20 protein-coding genes are annotated in these 19,630 nt (G+C 34.2%); 11 read left to right on the top strand and 9 right to left on the bottom strand.

Annotation, left to right across the window (positions count from 1 at the left end):
- Window positions 1-37 precede the first annotated feature (37 nt).
- The 4 genes from GQR94_RS05645 (at window position 38) to GQR94_RS05660 (ending at window position 4,205) form a co-directional block, all read left to right on the top strand.
- Window positions 38-2,059, top strand: coding sequence for a hypothetical protein (locus tag GQR94_RS05645; RefSeq protein ID WP_158974558.1), 2,022 nt, complete (start codon window positions 38-40; stop codon window positions 2,057-2,059).
- A 212-nt stretch (window positions 2,060-2,271) separates the two neighbouring features.
- Entirely contained in the window at window positions 2,272-2,580 is a 309-nt protein-coding gene (locus tag GQR94_RS05650) for a T9SS type A sorting domain-containing protein (RefSeq protein WP_158974559.1), read from the top strand.
- Between the two features lie 220 nt (window positions 2,581-2,800).
- On the top strand, window positions 2,801-3,121 hold the full coding sequence (locus tag GQR94_RS05655) for a T9SS type A sorting domain-containing protein (RefSeq protein WP_158974560.1): 321 nt from the start codon (window positions 2,801-2,803) through the stop codon (window positions 3,119-3,121).
- A 106-nt stretch (window positions 3,122-3,227) separates the two neighbouring features.
- Window positions 3,228-4,205 carry an acyl transferase gene (locus tag GQR94_RS05660; protein WP_158974561.1) on the top strand — a complete coding sequence of 326 codons (978 nt, stop codon included), beginning with the start codon at window positions 3,228-3,230 and terminating at the stop codon, window positions 4,203-4,205.
- Between the two features lie 2 nt (window positions 4,206-4,207).
- On the opposite strand, the gene GQR94_RS05665 is transcribed toward GQR94_RS05660, so the two are convergent.
- Together GQR94_RS05665 and tyrS are read right to left on the bottom strand one after the other, a co-directional pair.
- Window positions 4,208-4,603 carry a hypothetical protein gene (locus tag GQR94_RS05665; RefSeq protein WP_158974562.1) on the bottom strand — a complete coding sequence of 132 codons (396 nt, stop codon included), beginning with the start codon at window positions 4,601-4,603 and terminating at the stop codon, window positions 4,208-4,210.
- Between the two features lie 45 nt (window positions 4,604-4,648).
- The gene (gene tyrS, locus GQR94_RS05670; protein ID WP_158974563.1) at window positions 4,649-5,944 is read right to left on the bottom strand and encodes a tyrosine--tRNA ligase; all 1,296 of its coding nucleotides are present in this window, start codon (window positions 5,942-5,944) and stop codon (window positions 4,649-4,651) included.
- A gap of 101 nt (window positions 5,945-6,045) precedes the next feature.
- Here tyrS and GQR94_RS05675 point away from each other — a divergent pair, with 101 nt between their 5' ends.
- Window positions 6,046-7,053 (top strand): SDR family oxidoreductase, encoded by a 1,008-nt coding sequence (locus GQR94_RS05675; RefSeq protein WP_158974564.1) that lies wholly within the window; start codon window positions 6,046-6,048, stop codon window positions 7,051-7,053.
- Here GQR94_RS05675 and GQR94_RS05680 read toward each other — a convergent pair.
- The 3 genes from GQR94_RS05680 to GQR94_RS05690 are packed head-to-tail and all read right to left on the bottom strand — an operon-like array spanning window position 7,050 to window position 9,553.
- Complete coding sequence (locus GQR94_RS05680; protein ID WP_158974565.1) at window positions 7,050-7,484, bottom strand: DUF4296 domain-containing protein; 435 nt, start codon at window positions 7,482-7,484, stop codon at window positions 7,050-7,052. The two genes, GQR94_RS05675 and GQR94_RS05680, sit on opposite strands and share 4 nt — an antisense overlap.
- Window positions 7,485-7,487: 3 nt before the next feature.
- Window positions 7,488-8,822: a dihydroorotase gene (locus GQR94_RS05685; protein WP_158974566.1), complete on the bottom strand. Its 1,335-nt coding sequence runs from the start codon at window positions 8,820-8,822 to the stop codon at window positions 7,488-7,490.
- Complete coding sequence (locus GQR94_RS05690) at window positions 8,819-9,553, bottom strand: polyprenol monophosphomannose synthase (protein ID WP_158974567.1); 735 nt, start codon at window positions 9,551-9,553, stop codon at window positions 8,819-8,821. Before GQR94_RS05690 ends, GQR94_RS05685 begins: the two co-directional genes overlap by 4 nt.
- A gap of 159 nt (window positions 9,554-9,712) precedes the next feature.
- On the opposite strand from GQR94_RS05690, the gene GQR94_RS05695 reads away from it, so the two are divergent.
- The 3 genes from GQR94_RS05695 to GQR94_RS05705 are packed head-to-tail and all read left to right on the top strand — an operon-like array spanning window position 9,713 to window position 12,792.
- Complete coding sequence (locus GQR94_RS05695) at window positions 9,713-11,380, top strand: glycosyltransferase family 39 protein (RefSeq protein WP_158974568.1); 1,668 nt, start codon at window positions 9,713-9,715, stop codon at window positions 11,378-11,380.
- Window positions 11,381-12,040: a DUF4271 domain-containing protein gene (locus GQR94_RS05700; RefSeq protein WP_158974569.1), complete on the top strand. Its 660-nt coding sequence runs from the start codon at window positions 11,381-11,383 to the stop codon at window positions 12,038-12,040.
- A 5-nt stretch (window positions 12,041-12,045) separates the two neighbouring features.
- The gene (locus tag GQR94_RS05705) at window positions 12,046-12,792 is read left to right on the top strand and encodes a uroporphyrinogen-III synthase (RefSeq protein ID WP_158974570.1); all 747 of its coding nucleotides are present in this window, start codon (window positions 12,046-12,048) and stop codon (window positions 12,790-12,792) included.
- 59 nt (window positions 12,793-12,851) lie between these two features.
- On the opposite strand, the gene pckA is transcribed toward GQR94_RS05705, so the two are convergent.
- Together pckA and GQR94_RS05715 are read right to left on the bottom strand one after the other, a co-directional pair.
- The gene (gene pckA / locus GQR94_RS05710) at window positions 12,852-14,459 is read right to left on the bottom strand and encodes a phosphoenolpyruvate carboxykinase (ATP) (RefSeq protein ID WP_158974571.1); all 1,608 of its coding nucleotides are present in this window, start codon (window positions 14,457-14,459) and stop codon (window positions 12,852-12,854) included.
- Between the two features lie 125 nt (window positions 14,460-14,584).
- Entirely contained in the window at window positions 14,585-14,965 is a 381-nt protein-coding gene (locus GQR94_RS05715; protein ID WP_158974572.1) for a DUF423 domain-containing protein, read from the bottom strand.
- Window positions 14,966-15,037: 72 nt separating this feature from the next.
- Between GQR94_RS05715 and GQR94_RS05720 the strand changes: the two genes are divergently transcribed.
- The 3 genes from GQR94_RS05720 to GQR94_RS05730 all read left to right on the top strand — a co-directional run bounded on the left by GQR94_RS05720 (window position 15,038) and on the right by GQR94_RS05730 (window position 17,461).
- Complete coding sequence (locus GQR94_RS05720) at window positions 15,038-16,411, top strand: saccharopine dehydrogenase family protein (protein ID WP_158974573.1); 1,374 nt, start codon at window positions 15,038-15,040, stop codon at window positions 16,409-16,411.
- A gap of 49 nt (window positions 16,412-16,460) precedes the next feature.
- The gene (locus GQR94_RS05725; protein WP_158974574.1) at window positions 16,461-16,931 is read left to right on the top strand and encodes an Lrp/AsnC ligand binding domain-containing protein; all 471 of its coding nucleotides are present in this window, start codon (window positions 16,461-16,463) and stop codon (window positions 16,929-16,931) included.
- Between the two features lie 95 nt (window positions 16,932-17,026).
- Window positions 17,027-17,461: a hypothetical protein gene (locus GQR94_RS05730; protein ID WP_158974575.1), complete on the top strand. Its 435-nt coding sequence runs from the start codon at window positions 17,027-17,029 to the stop codon at window positions 17,459-17,461.
- Between the two features lie 55 nt (window positions 17,462-17,516).
- Here the strand turns inward: GQR94_RS05730 and GQR94_RS05735 are convergent, their stop codons facing one another.
- Both GQR94_RS05735 and ald read right to left on the bottom strand, forming a co-directional pair.
- The gene (locus GQR94_RS05735) at window positions 17,517-18,212 is read right to left on the bottom strand and encodes a zinc metallopeptidase (protein ID WP_158974576.1); all 696 of its coding nucleotides are present in this window, start codon (window positions 18,210-18,212) and stop codon (window positions 17,517-17,519) included.
- A 142-nt stretch (window positions 18,213-18,354) separates the two neighbouring features.
- Window positions 18,355-19,446 carry an alanine dehydrogenase gene (ald, locus tag GQR94_RS05740; RefSeq protein ID WP_158974577.1) on the bottom strand — a complete coding sequence of 364 codons (1,092 nt, stop codon included), beginning with the start codon at window positions 19,444-19,446 and terminating at the stop codon, window positions 18,355-18,357.
- Between the last annotated feature and the right edge of the window lie 184 nt (window positions 19,447-19,630).

A 19,630-nucleotide genomic window follows, 5' to 3' on the forward strand; every position in this document is an offset into this window, starting at 1 on the left:
TAATTAATAATCACTAATATATTTAAAAATCAATCTTATGAAAACGAACTTTTTAAAATTGTCTTTTATCTGTTCAGCAGTTTTTGCTTTAGCATTAACTAGCTGCAGCAACGATGACGATGTGTCTAATCCTGCTGATTTATGTAGCAATGGTATTTTAGATGCCGGTGAAGAAGGTGTTGATTGTGGTGGTACATGTTCAAACTCATGTCCTGATGCCGCAACAAATTTAACAGGAGAACTTACTGAAGACAGAACTTTAGACCCGAGTTTAGATTATGTATTAACGAATAGCTTTAGCGTTGCTTCAGGTGTTACTTTAACCATACCTGCTGGAACTAAAATTACAGCAAACGTACAAACTGGTACCGAAACTAATACTTACATCGTAGTTCAAAAAGGTGGTAAGATTGATGTTCAGGGTACAGAAGCTAATCCAGTTATCATGACATCTACTAATGCTACACCTGGTGATTGGGGTGGTTTAGTAATCTTAGGAGATGCTACAACTACAAAAGGTGTTGATGCTACTGCCGAAGTAGGAGACTTTAAATATGGTGGAACTAACGATACTGATAATTCAGGATCTATCCAGTACTTAATCATTAACTACGCTGGCGCCTCTATTAATGCTGATTCTCAATACAATGGCCTTACACTTTATGCTGTTGGTTCTGGAACAACTGTAGAGAATGTAGCCATGTTAAATGGTACTGATGATGGAGTTGAATTCTTCGGAGGAACTGTTTCTGCGACTAATATGTATATGGAAAACAACGAAGACGATTCAATCGATTGGACTGAGGGATGGAACGGTACTTTGACTAATGGTTATATTGTTCACACTATAGAAGATTTTTCTACAGTTATGGAAGGTGATGGTGATAATAATAATCCTAAATTTGTGAACATCACAGCTATTTCTACAGTAGGTGGTACTGCACTTCAGTTTAAAAAAGAATCTGGAGGAACAATTACTGGCTTATCATTATCTGGTTACGATACATCTTTAGATTTCCCTCAAGATGGTTCATTATCCAATGTTCAAATTGATGGAGCAGATGCAAATCCTTCTTTAACTTATATCGCTTCTCCAACAGTAGACGTTGCTTTATTCGCATGGGTTAACTCTTCTATTGCTATTGAAAATAGTGTGTTAAGTGGAACAGTATCAAGCGATATGACATTAGATGCTAATGTTCCTTATTTCTTAGAAAATGCTTTAAGCGTAGAATCAGGAGTAACATTAACAATTCCGGCCGGAACTATGATTACAGCTAAGGTTGAAGCTGGTACTGAAACAAATACTTATATTGTAGTTCAAAAAGGCGGTAAGATTGATATTCAAGGTACAGAAGCTAATCCAGTCGTTATGACTTCCGCAAATCAAACGCCTGGCGATTGGGGTGGTTTAGTTATTCTTGGTGACGCGACTACTACAAAAGGTGTTGATGCTACTGCTGAAGTAGGTGATTTTAAATATGGTGGTTCAAACGATGCCGATGATTCAGGATCTATAAGCTACCTAGTCATTAATTATGCAGGTGCTTCTATCAATGCTGATTCTCAATACAATGGTCTTACGTTATATGCTGTTGGTTCTGGAACTACAATTGCAAACGTTGCAATGTTAAACGGTACAGATGATGGCGTTGAGTTTTTCGGAGGAACTGTTTCTGCCACTAATATGTATATGGAAAACAATGAAGATGATGCTATTGACTGGACAGAAGGTTGGAATGGTACTTTAACCAATGGTTACATTTCTCATACTATAGAAGGTTTTTCAACTGTAATGGAAGGTGATGGAGACAATAACAATCCTAAGTTTGTAAATATCACGGCTGTTTCTACTGTAGGCGGAACTGCCCTTCAATTTAAAAAAGAATCTGGAGGAATCATTACTGGTCTTTCATTGATTGGTTATACAACTATATTAGATTTCCCTCAAGGTGGTGCATTTGCAAATGTTCAAATTGAAGGTGCTGATGCTGATCCTAGTCTATCATATGATGACGCTGCTACTGTAGATGTTGCTACATTTGCTTGGGCTAAATAAGACTAAACAATTAAATATACACCTAAAAGCCTCGCAATCGCGGGGCTTTTTTACATCTTATATTCTACAAAATCCGATCAAACAACATTATAACAGACAAATAGTGAGTATTTAGTGCTTTTTATCGAAAATATTTGATTAAAATTTAACATTATATTTCTGTACTATTAATTTTAGTATCTTCGTGGTATACTATTTGTTATTAGTAACATATGAAAAAACTTTACTTTATCATTCTTTTCTGTATTGCAACTCTTGGCTATAGTCAGGACAAGCCTACTACAGGTGATATTGAAGGGTTTAAATTGTACCCTAACCCTGTTACTAGCGGAAAAGTCTTCATCAATACCGCTTTAAATGCCCCAAAAAAAGTTTTAATTTTTGATGTTTTAGGGAATAAAGTAATGGAAGCCACTATTATCGGCACAGAGTTGAATCTTTCGGATATTGATGCTGGAATTTATGTAATTCGTGTCTACGAAAAAGATAAAATGGTAACCCGAAAACTTATCGTCAAATAGAACACTTCATCCTATTTATGATTATACCTGAGTAATTATCCTACAACTATAGTTAGGACGCCTACGCATTCGTACATTTAAAAGACTGATTTACAATAAATAAAACCTTTAAAAGGTTAAAAAAGTCAGTTTACCTACAATAATATGTATTTCACAACATTTAGTACTCCTCCATATACCCTTTTGTTAAATTTACGTCAGATACCCCAATCAATCACACATGACAAAAATCTACTTTATCCTACTTATGGTTTTCACATTCTCTCTTTCAGGACAAGAGCCCGTCGAAAACCATACGAAAAATACCGAAATTGCTGGCTTTAAATTGTATCCTAACCCTACTTTCAATGATGTGGTTTACATCACCACAAAAGACAACCTAGGTAAGAACATTCAAGTATATGATTTATTAGGAGAATTGGTGCTGCAAGAATACAGCCACTATAAAGAATTAAACATTTCTAAACTAGATGCTGGTGTTTACATTGTTCAGGTTACAGAAAATAACAAAACAACTTCAAGAAAGTTAGTCGTGAAATAAACCAAACCAAGCTATACTACCAAAAACTCTTTTTCTAATATTGAAAAAGAGTTTTTGTTTTATAGACCAATGAGTATGTTTACTTTTGTACTTGTATATTTTGGTTATGGACGCTTCTTCTATTTTTACTATTCAATCACAGGCAGATTTTAATTCCGTAGCGCTACAGGTCTATCGCCATCAGTATACCCATAATCTTGTTTACCAAGAATTTTGCAACTACCTAAAAAAAACACCCAACAACGTTTCGGAAGTCATTGCCATTCCTTTTTTACCTATTGAATTTTTTAAATCGAAAAAGGTTGTTTCAAGTACTGAAAATCCCGAAATACTCTTTACCAGCAGCGGAACTACAGGAACAATGACGAGTACACATTATGTAACAGATGTTTCTATCTATGAAGAAAGCTATCAAAGAGCGTTTACTCATTTTTATGGTGCCGTAACAGAGTATTGTGTGTTAGCTTTATTGCCTTCTTACTTAGAACGCCAAGGTTCGTCATTAATCTATATGGCCGATGATTTGATTAAAAAAAGTAAGCATCCAGAAAGCGGATTTTATTTAGACACCCTAGAACTTCTGGTTCAGAAACTAAAGGAACTAGATCAATCCAATACCAAAATTCTACTAATCGGAGTTTCTTTTGCTCTTTTAGATATTGTGGAGAACTACAATCTTAAACTAAAAAATGTAATTATCATGGAAACTGGCGGTATGAAAGGCCGCCGAAAAGAAATGATCAGAGAAGAATTACACGACACGCTAAAAGAAGGTTTTGGCGTGCAAAAAATTCATTCTGAATATGGCATGACAGAACTGCTATCGCAAGCATATTCTAAAGGTGATGGCATTTTTAAAAGTCCACCTTGGATGGATGTTCTCATAAGAGATCCTGAAGATGCACTTAGCTACCAAAGTACAGGAAAAACCGGTGGCGTAAATGTTATAGATTTAGCCAACATAAACTCTTGCTCGTTTATTGCTACACAAGATTTAGGTAAAAAATACAGCAACAATACTTTTGAAATTTTAGGTCGTTTTGACCATTCAGATATTAGAGGCTGTAATTTATTGGTGTTATAAATTTATTTTCTTGCATACCTATAAGTAACCTCATCATCTGCAATCATAGGCTCATCAATATAAGTCAATGTTAATACATCATCCTCGACTACGTACATATACTCCTGATCCGTATCCTGTAAACTTATAATACCCTCTATATTAGTATAGCTGTAGGTTCCTGCGATATGAAAATAATAATTAGTCTCATCATTTTCTATTATAACACTATTATCCTCTTCTGGAAAATTTAAGGTATGCACGCTAAAATCCACATCTTCGGGAAAGCCACAAAAACAACTTACATCGGTTAACACCCATTCCCCAGACAAGCTTTCATCAAGCGTAAAATCATCGTCATTATCCGTACAAGCGATACAAAATAAAAACACACCTAAAACAAAAGTTACTATTCTCATAAGGTCTTTTATTTTAGATGTGAATTCTCTCTAAGGGTTGCGTTTTTACTTTACGAGTATTACAAAGTAATTTTTCTTCCCTCTTTGCAAAAGAACAAATTTATCATTGATTAAATCTTCTTTTGTAATTACGTAGTCTTCCTTGACCTTTTCTTTATTTACAGAGATGGAATTTTGTTTCAGCTCCCTTCTCGCCTCCCCATTAGATCCTAAAAAGTTAGTCTTCGCCGCTAGAGCTCCAATCATATCTAAACCTTCTTCAACATCAGCCATAGTTACCTCTGCTTGAGGAACACCTTCAAAAATGTCCAAGAATGTTTTTTCATTCAATTTCTTTAAACTTGCGGCTGTAGATTTTCCAAAAAGAATTCCACTTGCCTCCACAGCGTTATCAAGATCTTCTTGTGAATGCACCATCACGGTAATCTCATCCGCCAATCGTTTTTGAAGCACACGTAAATGCGGTGCCTCCTTATGCTCCGCTACCAAAGCTTCTATTTCCTCTTTAGCGATAAAGGTGAATATTTTGATATATTTTTCAGCATCCTCATCAGAGGTATTTAACCAATATTGGTAAAATTTGTAAGGTGAAGTACGTTCTGCATCTAGCCAAACATTACCGCCTTCCGTTTTACCGAACTTAGTACCATCTGCTTTTGTAATTAGCGGACAGGTAAGTGCGTAGCCTTTACCACCACCAATACGTCTTATAAGTTCTGTTCCCGTTGTTATATTTCCCCACTGGTCACTACCTCCCATTTGTAAAGTACAATTGTGTTCTTTAAAAAGGTGTAAAAAGTCATACCCTTGAACCAGTTGGTAGGTAAACTCTGTAAAAGACATTCCTTCTTTCGCTTCCGAAGAAAGACGTTTTTTAACAGAATCTTTCGCCATCATATAATTTACGGTGATATGTTTCCCCACATCACGGATAAATTCTAAGAATGAAAAATCTTTCATCCAATCATAATTATTGACAAGAATAGCCGCATTCTTTGCATCACTACTAAAATCTAAAAAACGAGAAAGCTGTCCTTTTAAAGCATCTTGATTGTGACGCAAGGTTTTTTCATCTAAAAGATTACGTTCTGTAGATTTTCCTGAAGGATCTCCAATCATCCCCGTAGCACCACCAATAAGTGCATACGGTTTATGGCCTGCTAGTTGAAAATGACGTAACATCATTACCCCCACTAAATGCCCTATATGTAACGAATCTGCTGTAGGATCTATACCAACATAAGCCGATTGCATTTCATTCATTAAATGCTCTTCTGTTCCTGGCATGGCATCATGTAACATGCCTCTCCATTTTAATTCTGCTACAAAATTGGTTTTCATTCGTGTGCTATTTTTTAATGTAGCTGCAAATATAAAAGAATGTAGTGTTTTAGCGGTGTTTAAATTTGAATAAATAAATTACAATTCCGTATTTTTAAACCATGATTTTAGTCACAGGCGGTACAGGTTTAGTTGGGTCACACCTTTTGTTTGAATTAACAAAAACAAATGCGAGTATACGCGCCATCCATAGAGAACGAAGCGACTTAAAACAAGTGGAAAAGATATTTTCTTACTACACTGAAAATTTTCAAGAACAATTCAATAGAATAGAATGGTTTGTTGCAGACCTTAGTGATATTTCTGCTTTAGACACTGCTTTTGAAAATGTAACACATGTTTATCATTGCGCGGCACTAATTTCTTTTGACCCCAGAGATTACGATAAACTATTTAAAATAAATTGCGAAGGCACAGCAAATGTCGTGAATACCAGCCTCGCTAAGAATGTAAAAAAATTGGCTTACATAAGCTCTATTGCTACCATTGGTCAAGAAATTAATTCTGTTATTGTCAATGAAGACTCCGATTGGAATGCAAAAGATGCCAATGTGTATGCACTCACCAAATACGATGCAGAAATGGAGGTTTGGCGTAGCTCTCAAGAGGGCTTACCTACCATAGTATTAAATCCGGGTGTTATACTAGGCCCCGGATTTTGGGATTCTGGAAGTGGTACTATATTTAAAACTGCAGCCAAGGGCTACTCTTATTACCCACCTAGCGGCACCGGTTTTGTTGGCGTAATGGATGTAGTAAAACTATTAATTTTAGGAATGAATTCTGAAATTAATAAAGAACGATTTATTGTTATTGCGGAAAACAAAACATACAAAGATGTTTTACACGATATCTGCGAAAAGCTTGAACTAAAACCCCCAAATAAAGAATTAAAAAAATGGCAGTTGAGCCTCTTATGGCGCTTAGATTGGCTCGCCAGTTTCTTGACAAAAAAGGAACGAAAATTAACAAAAAACAGCGTCAAATCACTTCAAGAGCAAAAACAGTACGATCATCAAAAAATAAAAACCACTTTTAACTATGAGTTTGAACCTATAGATAAGGTGTTAGATTTTTGTACAGAACAATTTATAAAGGAAACTTCTTAATTCAGCTCTGACTTTTCAATTTTTTCCGCCTTTATACTATCAAGTTTCTTCGGCTTGCGTATGCGCTCAATACTATCTAGTTTACGTTGCTCTTTTTTAGCATCATCTATAACTTTTATATCTCCTTTTATCTTTCCTTCTACGCTCTTGTAAATCTCACCGTAAATAACTGGTTGTGAAGCATAATAGAGGTCACTTTTTACAAACTGAAGACTATCTATATCATGTTTTGCATAGATATATTTCATCGCTTCTATCTTATTCTCTTTTAGCACATCTACACTTGTATTTTTTGCTGCAGTCACCAATGCCAAATCATACAAAATTGCAGACATCTTATCTTTTGCAATAAGATTTTCCGGTGGTTTAATTAATTCCTCCTTACAAGAAACCATCAAAGCCAAAACACATAAAACAAGCACTTTATACATAAGTTATCTATTGAAGGTAAGACGTTTGGCATTTCGCTTATCGGAAATAATTCCGTTTTCATAAGCCAAATGTCCGTTTACAAAAGTATGTGATATTTTCGACCGAAAAGCAGTTCCTTCAAAAGGAGACCAACCACATTTGTACACGATATTTTCTTTAGACACGGTCCAAGAATTGTTTATATCTACCAATACCAAATCTGCATAATACCCCTCGCGCACATAGCCTCTTCTATCTATTTCAAATAAAATAGCGGGATTATGACACATCTTCTCCACAATCTTTTCTAAACTTATTTTACCTTGATGGTACTTTTCCAACATGGCTGGCAATGCATGCTGCACTAATGGCCCTCCAGAGGGCGCCTTGGTATATACATTATCTTTTTCTTCTAAAGTATGTGGTGCATGATCTGTTGCTAAGACATCAATTCGGTCATCTAAAAAAGCATCCCACAATTGATCTCTATCTTCCGCAGTTTTTACTGCTGGATTCCATTTAATTAAAGATCCTTTTGTTTTATAATCTTCATCGGAAAACCATAAATGATGCAAGCAAACTTCTGCTGTTATTTTCTTTTCCTTTAAAGGGATATCATTTCTAAAAAGAGCCGTTTCTATTCCTGTAGATAAATGGAATACATGAAACCTTGCTCCCGTTTGTTTCGCTAAGGCAATTGCCTTGGAGGATGATAAATAACAAGCCTCTGCACTTCGTATTAACGGGTGGTACTCCATAGGAATATCATCACCATACTGCTCTTTGTACTTTGCTAAGTTATTTTTTATAGTGGTCTCATCTTCACAATGTGCCGAGATCACCATTTCGGTATTTCTAAATATCTTTTCTATAACCTCTTCGTTATCTACCAGCATATTTCCCGTAGAAGAGCCTAAGAATAATTTTACCCCAGAACAGGCATTTTTATCAAGTTTTTTAAGTTCTTCTAAATTGTCATTAGTACCTCCAAACAAAAATGAATAATTAGCATAAGAGCTCGCTGCTCCCAAAGCAAATTTATCCTCCAATTTTTCTATGGTTGTTGTTTGTGGATTGGTATTTGGCTGTTCCATAAAAGTGGTAATCCCACCTGCAACAGCAGCCCTGCTTTCACTAGCAATATTTCCTTTATGAGTTAACCCCGGTTCTCTAAAATGTACTTGATCATCAATAATACCCGGTAAAAGATATTTTCCCGAAGCATCAATAACCGTAGCTGTAGCGTCAGAAATAGTAGCACCTATTTTTTGAATAATATCGTCTTGAATAAGAACATCTGCTACTTGCAGTTTATTTTCATTGACGATAGTAGCATTCTTTATTAAAAACTTACTCATGATTTAAATTTATTTTTTCTGAAAAAGCTCATCCATTTCATTTTGATTACTCCAAAAATAGCTTCTCTAACAATGGACGAATTCATTTTTGATTTCCCTAATACACGATCCGTAAAAATAATAGGCACTTCAACAATTTTAAATTTGTTTAAATGTGCTCTAAATTTCATTTCTATTTGAAAGGCATATCCAACAAAATGAATGGCCGACAAATCTATGTTCTCTAAAACGCTTCTTTTGTAACAAATAAAACCCGCTGTTGGGTCATGAACTCTCATGCCCGTAATTATTTTTACATAAAATGATGCACCGTAAGATAATAAGACACGATGCAAGGGCCAATTTACAACATTAACTCCTTTTATATATCTAGAACCTATTGCCAAATCTGCCCCATCTACGCAAGCTTGATAAAGTCTAATAAGATCCTTGGGGGTATGTGAAAAATCGGCATCCATTTCAAAAATGAAATCATATTGCTTAGCAATAGCCCATCTAAAGCCATGAATATACGCGGTACCTAAACCTGCCTTTTCTTTTCTAACCTCTAAAAATAATTTTCCTGGAAAAGTTTTTTGTAGTTCCCTAACCTTACTGGCTGTCCCATCTGGTGAATTATCATCAACAATTAGCACATGAAACTCTTTCTCTAAATTAAAAACAGCTTTAATTATAGCTTCAATGTTTTCAATTTCGTTAAAAGTTGGAATAATTACAAGACTATCTATCATTTAAAAAATTCTATTCTTGCAAAAATAGTTTTTTTATAATGGTAACGAAATTAGCATAAATTATTTATGATTTTTTTAGTCAAAAAAGCTATTTAAAATAATTAATTAAAAGCCTATGTCTTATAATTTGTAGTTTTGCCGAAATAAGCTTGTTGAAAAATGCAGAAACTGCCGAAATTATTTATTTATATCCTTGGAATTATTTTTGTTATTAACCTCATACAAAGTTATTTTACCGATTTAATTTTTGATGAAGCATATTATTGGCATTATGCCCAGAATATGGCTTGGGGTTATTTTGATCACCCGCCAATGGTTGCTTTCTTAATTAAATTAAGCAGCTTTTTCTTTAATGGCGAGTTAGGCGTTCGGTTTATGAGTTGCCTACTTTCTATTGGCACCCTTGTATTTATTTGGCTGGTTATAGACAATCCGAAAAAGAAAGAGTTTGTCTTGCACTTTTTTGTGCTTACTTTTTCTATGACTCTTTTAAATGCTTATGGCTTTTTCACCCTTCCCGACACCCCGCTTTTATTTTTTACTGCTGCCTTTTTATATGTTTACAAGAAATTCATAGCAGCTCCATCTGTAGCATTATCCATAATTTTAGGGTTAATCATGAGTGCCCTGATGTACAGTAAGTACCATGCTGTATTGGTTATTGTATTTGTACTCCTATCAAACATAAAACTAGTCTTGAATAAATACGCATGGTTCGCTGTATTTATAGCGCTAGTAAGTTATTTACCACATTTTTTATGGCTCTATGAAAATGATTTTGTTTCCATAAAATATCACTTGTTTGAACGCCCTAACAGAGCTTATGAGTTTAATGATTATACTGTTGGTTTTTTCGTAAACTTACTTGCATTGTTTGGCCTTACCTTCTTTTGGGTTTATAAAGCATTGTGGAAAACAAAAGGAACCAATTTATTTAATAAAGCATTATTATTTCTAACCTACGGTACCCTAATATTTTTCTTTATTTCTAGTTTTAATCGTCGCATACAAACACAGTGGATCATTGTAATCTCTATATCACTTGCTATAATTGCTTTTAATTATATGTTAGAAAATGAGAATGCCAAGAAGTGGATTTTCAGAATGGGATTGGTAAATATTGTTCTTCTGATATTTATTCGCTTTGTATTGGTGTTTGAAGAGATTTCTCCCATACATTATGAATCTCATGGAAATAAAGAATGGGCAGCCTCTATCAGTGATAGGGTTGGTGATACTCCTGTAGTTTTCGAAAACTCTTATAGGAACGCCCCTATGTATGAATTTTACTCGGGAAACATTTCGTTTTCATTAAACAATGTGATGTACCGCCGAAATCAATATTCTATAGATGACACAGAATCAAAGGTGCAGCATAAAAGAATACTATACGTTTCTCAATATTTAAAAAAAGGAGATATTGCTGTTGATTTACCAAAACAGAAAAAAGGTTTTGGCGTATACATGGATGATTTTGAATCTTTTAGAAAATTAAGGGCAATTCTTGATGAAAGTGAGATTTCGCTTAACAACCATGATGATATTAGCTTAAAAATTTACAACCCTTATGATTTTGATATCCCATTAAGTAAATTAAAATATAAGGTTGCCTTTCATACGCAATACAAACGTCCTGAAGAAATTGTAGCTATTACGCCCGTTTTAAAAGATGCCAATACTACAGTATTAAAAGCAAAAGACACGGTGTTTTATAACTTTACACTTCCAGCACATACCATGGATGATCCAGGGTATTTTAAAGTTGCCATTAGTGAAAACGGATTACAACCCGGGATGAATGGAGATAATATAAAATTAGTAAACTAAATGAAAGAGGTCTTACTAAGAACAATCGAAAATATAGACTGGATTACATTAATTTTATGCTGTAGCATTACTACTGTGGTCTTGGCTAAAAAACTCTTTTACGGTAGATTTACGAACTTTATTATTTTACCTTTCAACAATAAATACATCTTCCTCTACAATAAGAAAGATAAATTATCACATTGGTTTACAATTTTTCTTTCTATTTTTCAATTGTTGAATTTCACCTTATTCCTCTATTTTATAGATTCAATTTTTAATTTTTCGCATCATACAAACACTCCTTTTACTTACATAATTACCTTAGGGATTTTAATAGCTTTCTTTTTTTCTAAACTAATCCTACACTTAGGTAATGCATTTGTTTTCAACATACAAGGACCTGTGAGCGAATTTTTATTCAAGAAAATATCTTACTTTAACTACAGTAGTTTAGTCATGTTTGTAGCGAATATCCTTCTTGCTTACATCCTAAAAGATTCAAAAATTGTAGTTTATGTAAGTATACTCTTAATTACCGCAATAAACATCCTTGGATGGGTCACAGCAATACGAAATCATCAAAAATTAATTACCAATAATTTTTTCTATTTTATTTTGTACCTTTGCGCACTCGAAATAGCACCCTTAGTGCTTCTAGGAGATTACTTTAAAGACTGATGCTTATGAAAGTAAAAACGATTTTGGTTTCACAACCAGAACCTAAGATGGAAAACTCTCCATATTCCCGACTTATTGACAAGGAAAAAGTAAAGGTAGATTTTAGGCCTTTTATACATGTTGAAGGCGTTGACGCCAAAACTGTACGACAACAAAAAATTGATCTAAACAATTTTACTGCTATTATTTTAACAAGCAGAAACGCTGTAGATCATTTTTTTAGAATTGCAGAAGAAATGCGCTTTAAAGTGCCTGATTCAATGAAATATTTCTGTCAGTCAGAAGCTGTTGCCTATTATTTACAAAAATACGTGGTATACAGAAAGCGTAAAATTTATGTAGGTAAAATGAATTTTTTAGACCTCTCTACACTTTTCAAGAAGTATAAAGATGAAAAATTCCTATTACCTTCTTCCGATTCTCTAAAGCCAATTGTTCCAGAAACACTTGATGCTTTAGGATTAAATTGGACCAGAGGTATATTCTACAAAACTGTAGTTAGTGACCTTTCTGATTTAAAGGATGTGTATTATGATATTTTAGTATTCTTTAGTCCTTCTGGAATTGAATCTTTATTAAAGAATTTTCCAGATTTTGAACAAAAAGATACTAGAATTGCTGTTTTTGGTAATTCTACTGTAAATGCAGCTACTGAGGCTGGTCTAAGAATAGACATTAAAGCACCAACACCCGAAACACCTTCTATGACCATGGCGTTGCAGAAATATATAGCAGGGTTAAATAAAAAATAAGAACTAATATTTTTATTTACAAGCATAAAAAAAGCCTCTTTTCAGAGGCTTTTTTATTTTTAGAATCCATAACGTTGCGGTCCGCCACGTCTTATTTCTTCATTTGCATCTTCTTCAAACTTTTTAAAGTTCTCACGGAACGCATTAGACAGCTTAAAAGCCGTGGTATAATACTTCTCATCATTATCCCAAGTTGTTCTAGGACTTAACACCTCTGTAGGTACACCAGGACACTCTCTAGGCTGTGCAACACCAAATACAGAATGTATATGGTATTTATCATAAGAATACAGACCTAAGTCCCCATTCAATGCAGCAGTAATCATAGCACGAGTATATTTTAATTTCATACGGGTACCAATACCATAAGGACCACCTGTCCAACCTGTATTTACCAACCAAACATTAACCCCAGCCTCTTTCATTTTCTTACTTAGCATCTCTGCGTATTTCGTAGGGTGCAAAGGCATAAATGGCGCACCAAAACATGCTGAAAAATTAGGAGTAGGTTCTACGATACCGGCTTCAGTTCCTGCTACTTTTGCTGTATATCCGGATATAAAATGATATGCTGCCTGATTAGGAGTTAGTTTAGAAATTGGAGGTAAAACTCCAAATGCATCTGCCGTTAAGAAAAAGATGTTTTTAGGATTTTTACCTATTGAGGGTACTTGAATATTTTCAATATGATCAATTGGATAACTTACCCTTGTATTTTGAGTGATAGAAATATCCTCAAAATCTACAATACCTTGAGAATCCATAACAACATTTTCAAGCAATGCTCCTTTCTTAATTGCCCCAAAAATTTCTGGCTCATTTTCTGCAGAAAGATTAATCACTTTCGCATAACAACCTCCTTCAAAATTAAAAACAGTATTTTCTTTTGTCCAACCATGTTCATCATCACCAATAAGTTTTCTATTGGGATCCGCAGAAAGTGTTGTTTTCCCAGTACCCGAAAGTCCAAAGAAAATTGCAGTATCGCCATCTTTACCCACATTGGCAGAACAGTGCATTGGCAATGTATTTTTATACACGGGCAAAATAAAATTAAGCGCAGAGAAGATTCCTTTTTTAATCTCTCCAGTATACCCAGTACCTCCAATTAAAGCAATCTTTTTTGTAAAGTTTAAGATTGCAAAATTATGTTGACGGGTACCATCAACATCTGCATCTGCCATAAAACCAGGCGCATTAACTACAGTCCATTCTGGATCAAAGTTTTCTAACTCTTTTTCTGTCGGCCTTAAAAACATATTACTAGCAAACAAGTTAGACCAAGGGTATTCATTAATTACCCTAATATTTAATTTGTAGTCTTCATCTGCACAAGCATAACTATCGCGCACATAAATTTCTCTTTCATTTAAATAGTCTATGACTTTATCATACAACTTATCAAAGGCGGAAGGCTCAAACGGTATATTAACGTTTCCCCACCAGACTAAATCATTTGTAATTTCATCTTTAACGATAAATCTATCCATAGGAGACCTACCGGTAAACTCACCTGTATTTACAGCGAGAGCACCAGAAGATGCCTCTTTACCCATACCCTTTTCTAAAGTTAATCTGTGTAAATCATCTGGTGATAACTGATAATGTACATTTTCACTTGTAATGCCATACTTGCTCAACGAAATCGTTTGCGTGACTTTAGTCATTTTGAAGAAGATTTAATAATTTTTATGGGTTAAAATTATTGAAAATATAACAGACCACCTTATTTTTAGATAAAAAATTATTAAAAATATAACAAAGCCCTTTAGTTTTTCAATTAAATATAACATTAGTCCTTCAGAAAGCGAATTCCGAAATAGCCCCAACCTAAAATTAGACACAAACCACCTATTGGAGTCACAAATCCTATGGTTTTAAAATCAAATCCCGTTAAAGTGTTGGTTGCCAGTAGATAAATAGAAAAAGAAAACAGAAATATTCCCGCAGTAAACAACCCGTAGATTATTTTTTTCTTTGCAGCAGGTATTTTATTTACACTACCTAGCACCAATAATACTATGGCATGATACATTTGATAGGTAACTCCTGTATTAAATGTAGCTATAGACTCGGGAGAAATAAGATTTTTTAAACCGTGAGCCCCAAAAGCACCAAATACCACTGCAAGGGTACCAAATAAAATTCCTGTACTAAAAATTGTTTTGTTCATAACTAAAATGATTGTTATTTTTACATATATAACAAATGTGATTTTTAAATGTCACGATAAAGATACAAAACTATGCTGCGAAAAATTCTAATTATTGGTGCTGGCAAGTCCACATCATACTTATTAGATTACTTTTTAGAAAAAGCAATTGAAGAACGATTACATGTTATTATTGCAGATTTATTTCCTGAGAATATTCCTGCTAAATTTAAGAGTCACTCTAATTTCAGTGTTATAAAGTTAGACATCTTCAATACAGAAGAACGCCAAAAAGCAATACAAGAAGTAGACATCGTTGTATCTATGTTACCAGCACATATGCACATCAACATAGCCAAAGACTGCATAAATTACAGCAAACACTTAGTAACCGCTTCTTATGTTAGTGATGAAATAAAAACTTTAGACCAAGAAGCAAAAGACAAAGGACTTGTATTTATGAATGAAGTTGGCCTTGATCCAGGAATAGATCATATGAGCGCCATGCAAATCATCGATCGCATTAAAAAGAAAGGTGGTAAAATGTTGCTGTTTGAATCTTTTACGGGAGGATTGGTAGCCCCTGAAAGCGATAACAATTTATGGAATTATAAATTTACATGGAATCCTAGAAACGTTGTTGTTGCCGGACAAGGAGGAACCGCACAGTTTATACAAGAAGGAACGTATAAATACATTCCATATCATAAATTATTCAGACGAACCGAGTTTGTAAATATAAAGGGATACGGCAAATTTGAAGTCTATGCCAATAGAGACTCCTTAAAATATCGCGAAGCTTACGGTCTTAATGACATTCTTACACTATATAGAGGTACCATGAGACGTGTCGGATTCTCTAAAGCATGGAATATGTTTGTTCAATTAGGTCTAACGGATGACAGTTACACCATTGAAAACTCTGAAGGAATGACCAATAGAGAATTTGTTAATTTATTTTTACCTTATTCTCCCACAGATTCAGTGGAATTGAAACTTAGATATTATCTAAAAATAGATCAAGATGATATTATGTGGGATAAATTAGAAGAGCTTAATTTATTTAATTCTGACAAAAAAATAGCCCTTAAAAATGCAACACCTGCACAAATATTACAAAATATACTTGAAGATAGCTGGACCCTTGCGGAAGATGATAAAGATATGATTGTAATGTATCATAAGTTTGGCTATGAACTAAATGGTACTAAAAAACAGATTGATGCGAACATGGTGGTTATTGGAGAAAACAGAACCCACACCGCTATGGCTAAAACAGTAGGCTTACCCGTTGCCATTGCCACACTATTAATTTTAAATAAAAAGATTACACGTCCAGGTATTCAAATTCCAATGCATGAAGAGGTATACACCCCTATTCTAAAAGAATTAGAAGCCTACGGAATTATATTTAATGAAGAAGAAGTTCCCTATTTAGGATACAATCCAAATACAGTAGCTAGTTAATAATTGAAACTAAATAACTATATTTCATTTTAATTTGAAACAGTTACAGATGAAATCAGCTAAAGAAAGTGTGAAAATTGACGGAATTGACAAAAAAATATTACGTTTTTTAATGGCTGATGCCCGTAAACCTGTACTAGAAATAGCTAGGAATATTGGTATTTCTGGTGCTGCGATTCATCAAAGACTCCGAAAATTAGAAAACTCTGGCCTTATTGCAGGATCTAAATTTGTAATCAATCCAAAAGTTCTAGGCTTTTCTACCATGGCTTATATTGGTATCTATTTAGACAAGGCTATGAGTAACCCTGTTGCTGTTAAAGAATTAGAGAAGATCCCTGAAATACTTGAATGCCATTACACCACTGGAAACTGGTCTATTTTAATTAAAGTGTTGTGTAGAGACAATGAGCATTTAATGCAGGTTTTAAACAACAATATTCAACAAATAGATGGCGTATCTAGAACAGAAACATTTATTTCTCTTGATCAACAAATAGAGCGACAAATAACCATTTAAAGGTTTCAATTTTGAAAATAAAAAAGCTTAACTACAGTATCCTTTGTTTATTATTCCTATTTTTTTCATGTAAAGAGGAATTAAAATGCGATAGTTTGATGGCTAATTTAGGGATTCGAAAAGAACTCACGAAGATACATGCCAAAGAAAAAGCTTTTTTTAAGTTATTCGAAATAGATAATCCCACTAATATATTACGAGAACTTTTTAATACAAAAACGAAGATCCATACTGTAAAAACACTTCCGAATGCAGCTACAGAAACTTGTCATTGCGAAGCACGGTTATCTATAACCTATGATGACAAAACAAAAGCGGCAATTTTAAAGAAGATAGCCCCCCAAATGCACCCATTATTCAACAGCTATTTTGATGAATTTGTCTCTGAAAGTAGTATTGAATATGAGTTCTCAAATCCTTCGAAAAACATTTTTGATGTGAAAATCATAGAAAGCAATGAAGAAGAACTTGTAAGAAGCATTATGTATTTTATTCGCTTGCACAAGTACGAACAAGCTGCAAAAAAGTAAACAAAAAAAAGCTCCTAACTTAAGGAGCTTTTATATTATTTACTAAAAAGTAAGATTATCTTCTACCTCCAAAAACTTGTAAAGCCCAATACGCAAGTGTAGCAACTGAACCAATAGCTGCAACTAAATAGGTTCTAGCAGCCCATTTTAAAGCATCTTCTGCACCTGCATACTCTTGTGGAGCTAGCATATTTGTTTTCTTTAACCATGCCAAGGCACGATGACTCGCATCATATTCTACAGGCAACGTAACCAAACTAAATATTGTAGCAAAACTCATCATAACCAAACCTGCAACTGCAACATAATACCCAAATCCAAATCCTGCAGCAGCACCTAACATTAGTCCACCAAAAACAACCCACATAGACATACTAGAGGTAACATTTACTATAGGAACTAAATTAGACCTTAAACCCAACCATCGATATGCTTGTGCGTGTTGTACCGCATGACCACATTCGTGAGCAGCCACTGCTGCGGCAGAAGCATTACGCTGATTATATACACCTTCACTTAAATTTACTGTTTTGTTAGCAGGGTTGTAATGGTCTGTTAACATTCCTGGCGTTGAAATTACTTTTACATCACGAATACCATTATCCGCTAGCATTTTTTCAGCAATTTCTGCACCGCTCATCCCATTGCGTAAATGAACTTTTGAATATTGCTCAAATTTGCTCTTCAGCTTCCTGCTTACTAACCAACTAATTAATGCAATCCCTCCTATTAATATATAATATCCGAACATAATTTTTTTATTTTAATACTTTAAATATAGCAAAGTTTCTCTGCTACATACTAATAACGCAAAAATCCCGCCAAAATTTTCCAACACGTAAATGCGGAAAATTTGGCAGGATTTTTAAATTAATGCTTTGAGCTAGGTTAACTTATGATGCCCAATCAAATGCTTCTATAATTTCTTTGTAAACTACTTCTCCTTCAGAAATATTTAAACCTTTCTGTAATCCTGGATCAGAAGCTAATGCTTTTTTCCAACCCAAATTAGCAATCTTAATAGCGTAAGCTGTAGTTACATTCGTAAGCGCTATAGTAGATGTGTAAGGTACCGCTCCTGGCATATTTGCTACAGAATAATGTACAATCTCATCGATAATATAAATAGGATCTTCGTGAGTTGTAGGTCTTGTAGTTTCTACACAACCCCCTTGATCTACCGCTACATCAACAATAACAGCACCAGATTTCATGGTTTTAAGCATGTCTCTAGTAATTAAATTAGGTGCTTTCTTTCCTTTTAGTAAGACACCACCAATAATTAAATCATGTGTTTGTACAAATTCTCTAATATTATACTCATTAGAGAATAAGGTAGTACAATTATTTGGCAAAACATCATTTGCATAACGTAGTCGTTTCATGTCAACATCTAGGATGGTAACCTGAGCACCTAAACCAGATGCCATTTTAGCAGCTTGCATTCCTACCACACCTGCACCAAGTATTAAAACCTTTCCTGGGGGTACTCCTGGCACACCACCAAGTAAAAGGCCACGACCCTTTACAGGCTTCTCTAAATACTTTGCTCCTTGTTGGATAGACATTCTACCTGCAACTTCAGACATAGGTGTTAATAACGGCAAACCACCATCTCTATCTTCAACTGTTTCATAAGCAATACAAACAGCACCACTAGCAATCATTGCTTTAGTTAATGGTTCACTTGAAGCAAAATGGAAATAAGTGAAAACAATTTGTCCTTTTTTAATAAGACTGTATTCTTCCTCAATAGGTTCTTTTACTTTAACAATCATTTCAGCGATAGCATATACCTCTTCAATTGTATCAAGAATTGTAGCCCCAGCCTCAATATAAGTTTCATCTATGAAACCACTATTATCTCCTGCCGTTGACTGTACGAATACTTCATGGTTGTTTTTCACTAGTTCAAAAACACCACCTGGAGTCATACCTACACGACTCTCATTGTTTTTAATTTCCTTAGGGATACCTATTTTCATTTGCTTTATTTATTAGAACTTTCGTTTAAAAAGAAAAATATCTGCATAAAAATGAATTTGTTTATCAGATTCCTGCAGATCACATTTATAAAAAAACAAACTAAAAAAGACAAAGGCAAATCTTAAGTTTATTCAACAAACAAATTAATTCGCCAATGTCAATTTTAATTATAATTAGTCGCGT

Origin of the sequence: Cellulophaga sp. L1A9 (assembly GCF_009797025.1) — a bacterium.
Classification (GTDB): domain Bacteria; phylum Bacteroidota; class Bacteroidia; order Flavobacteriales; family Flavobacteriaceae; genus Cellulophaga.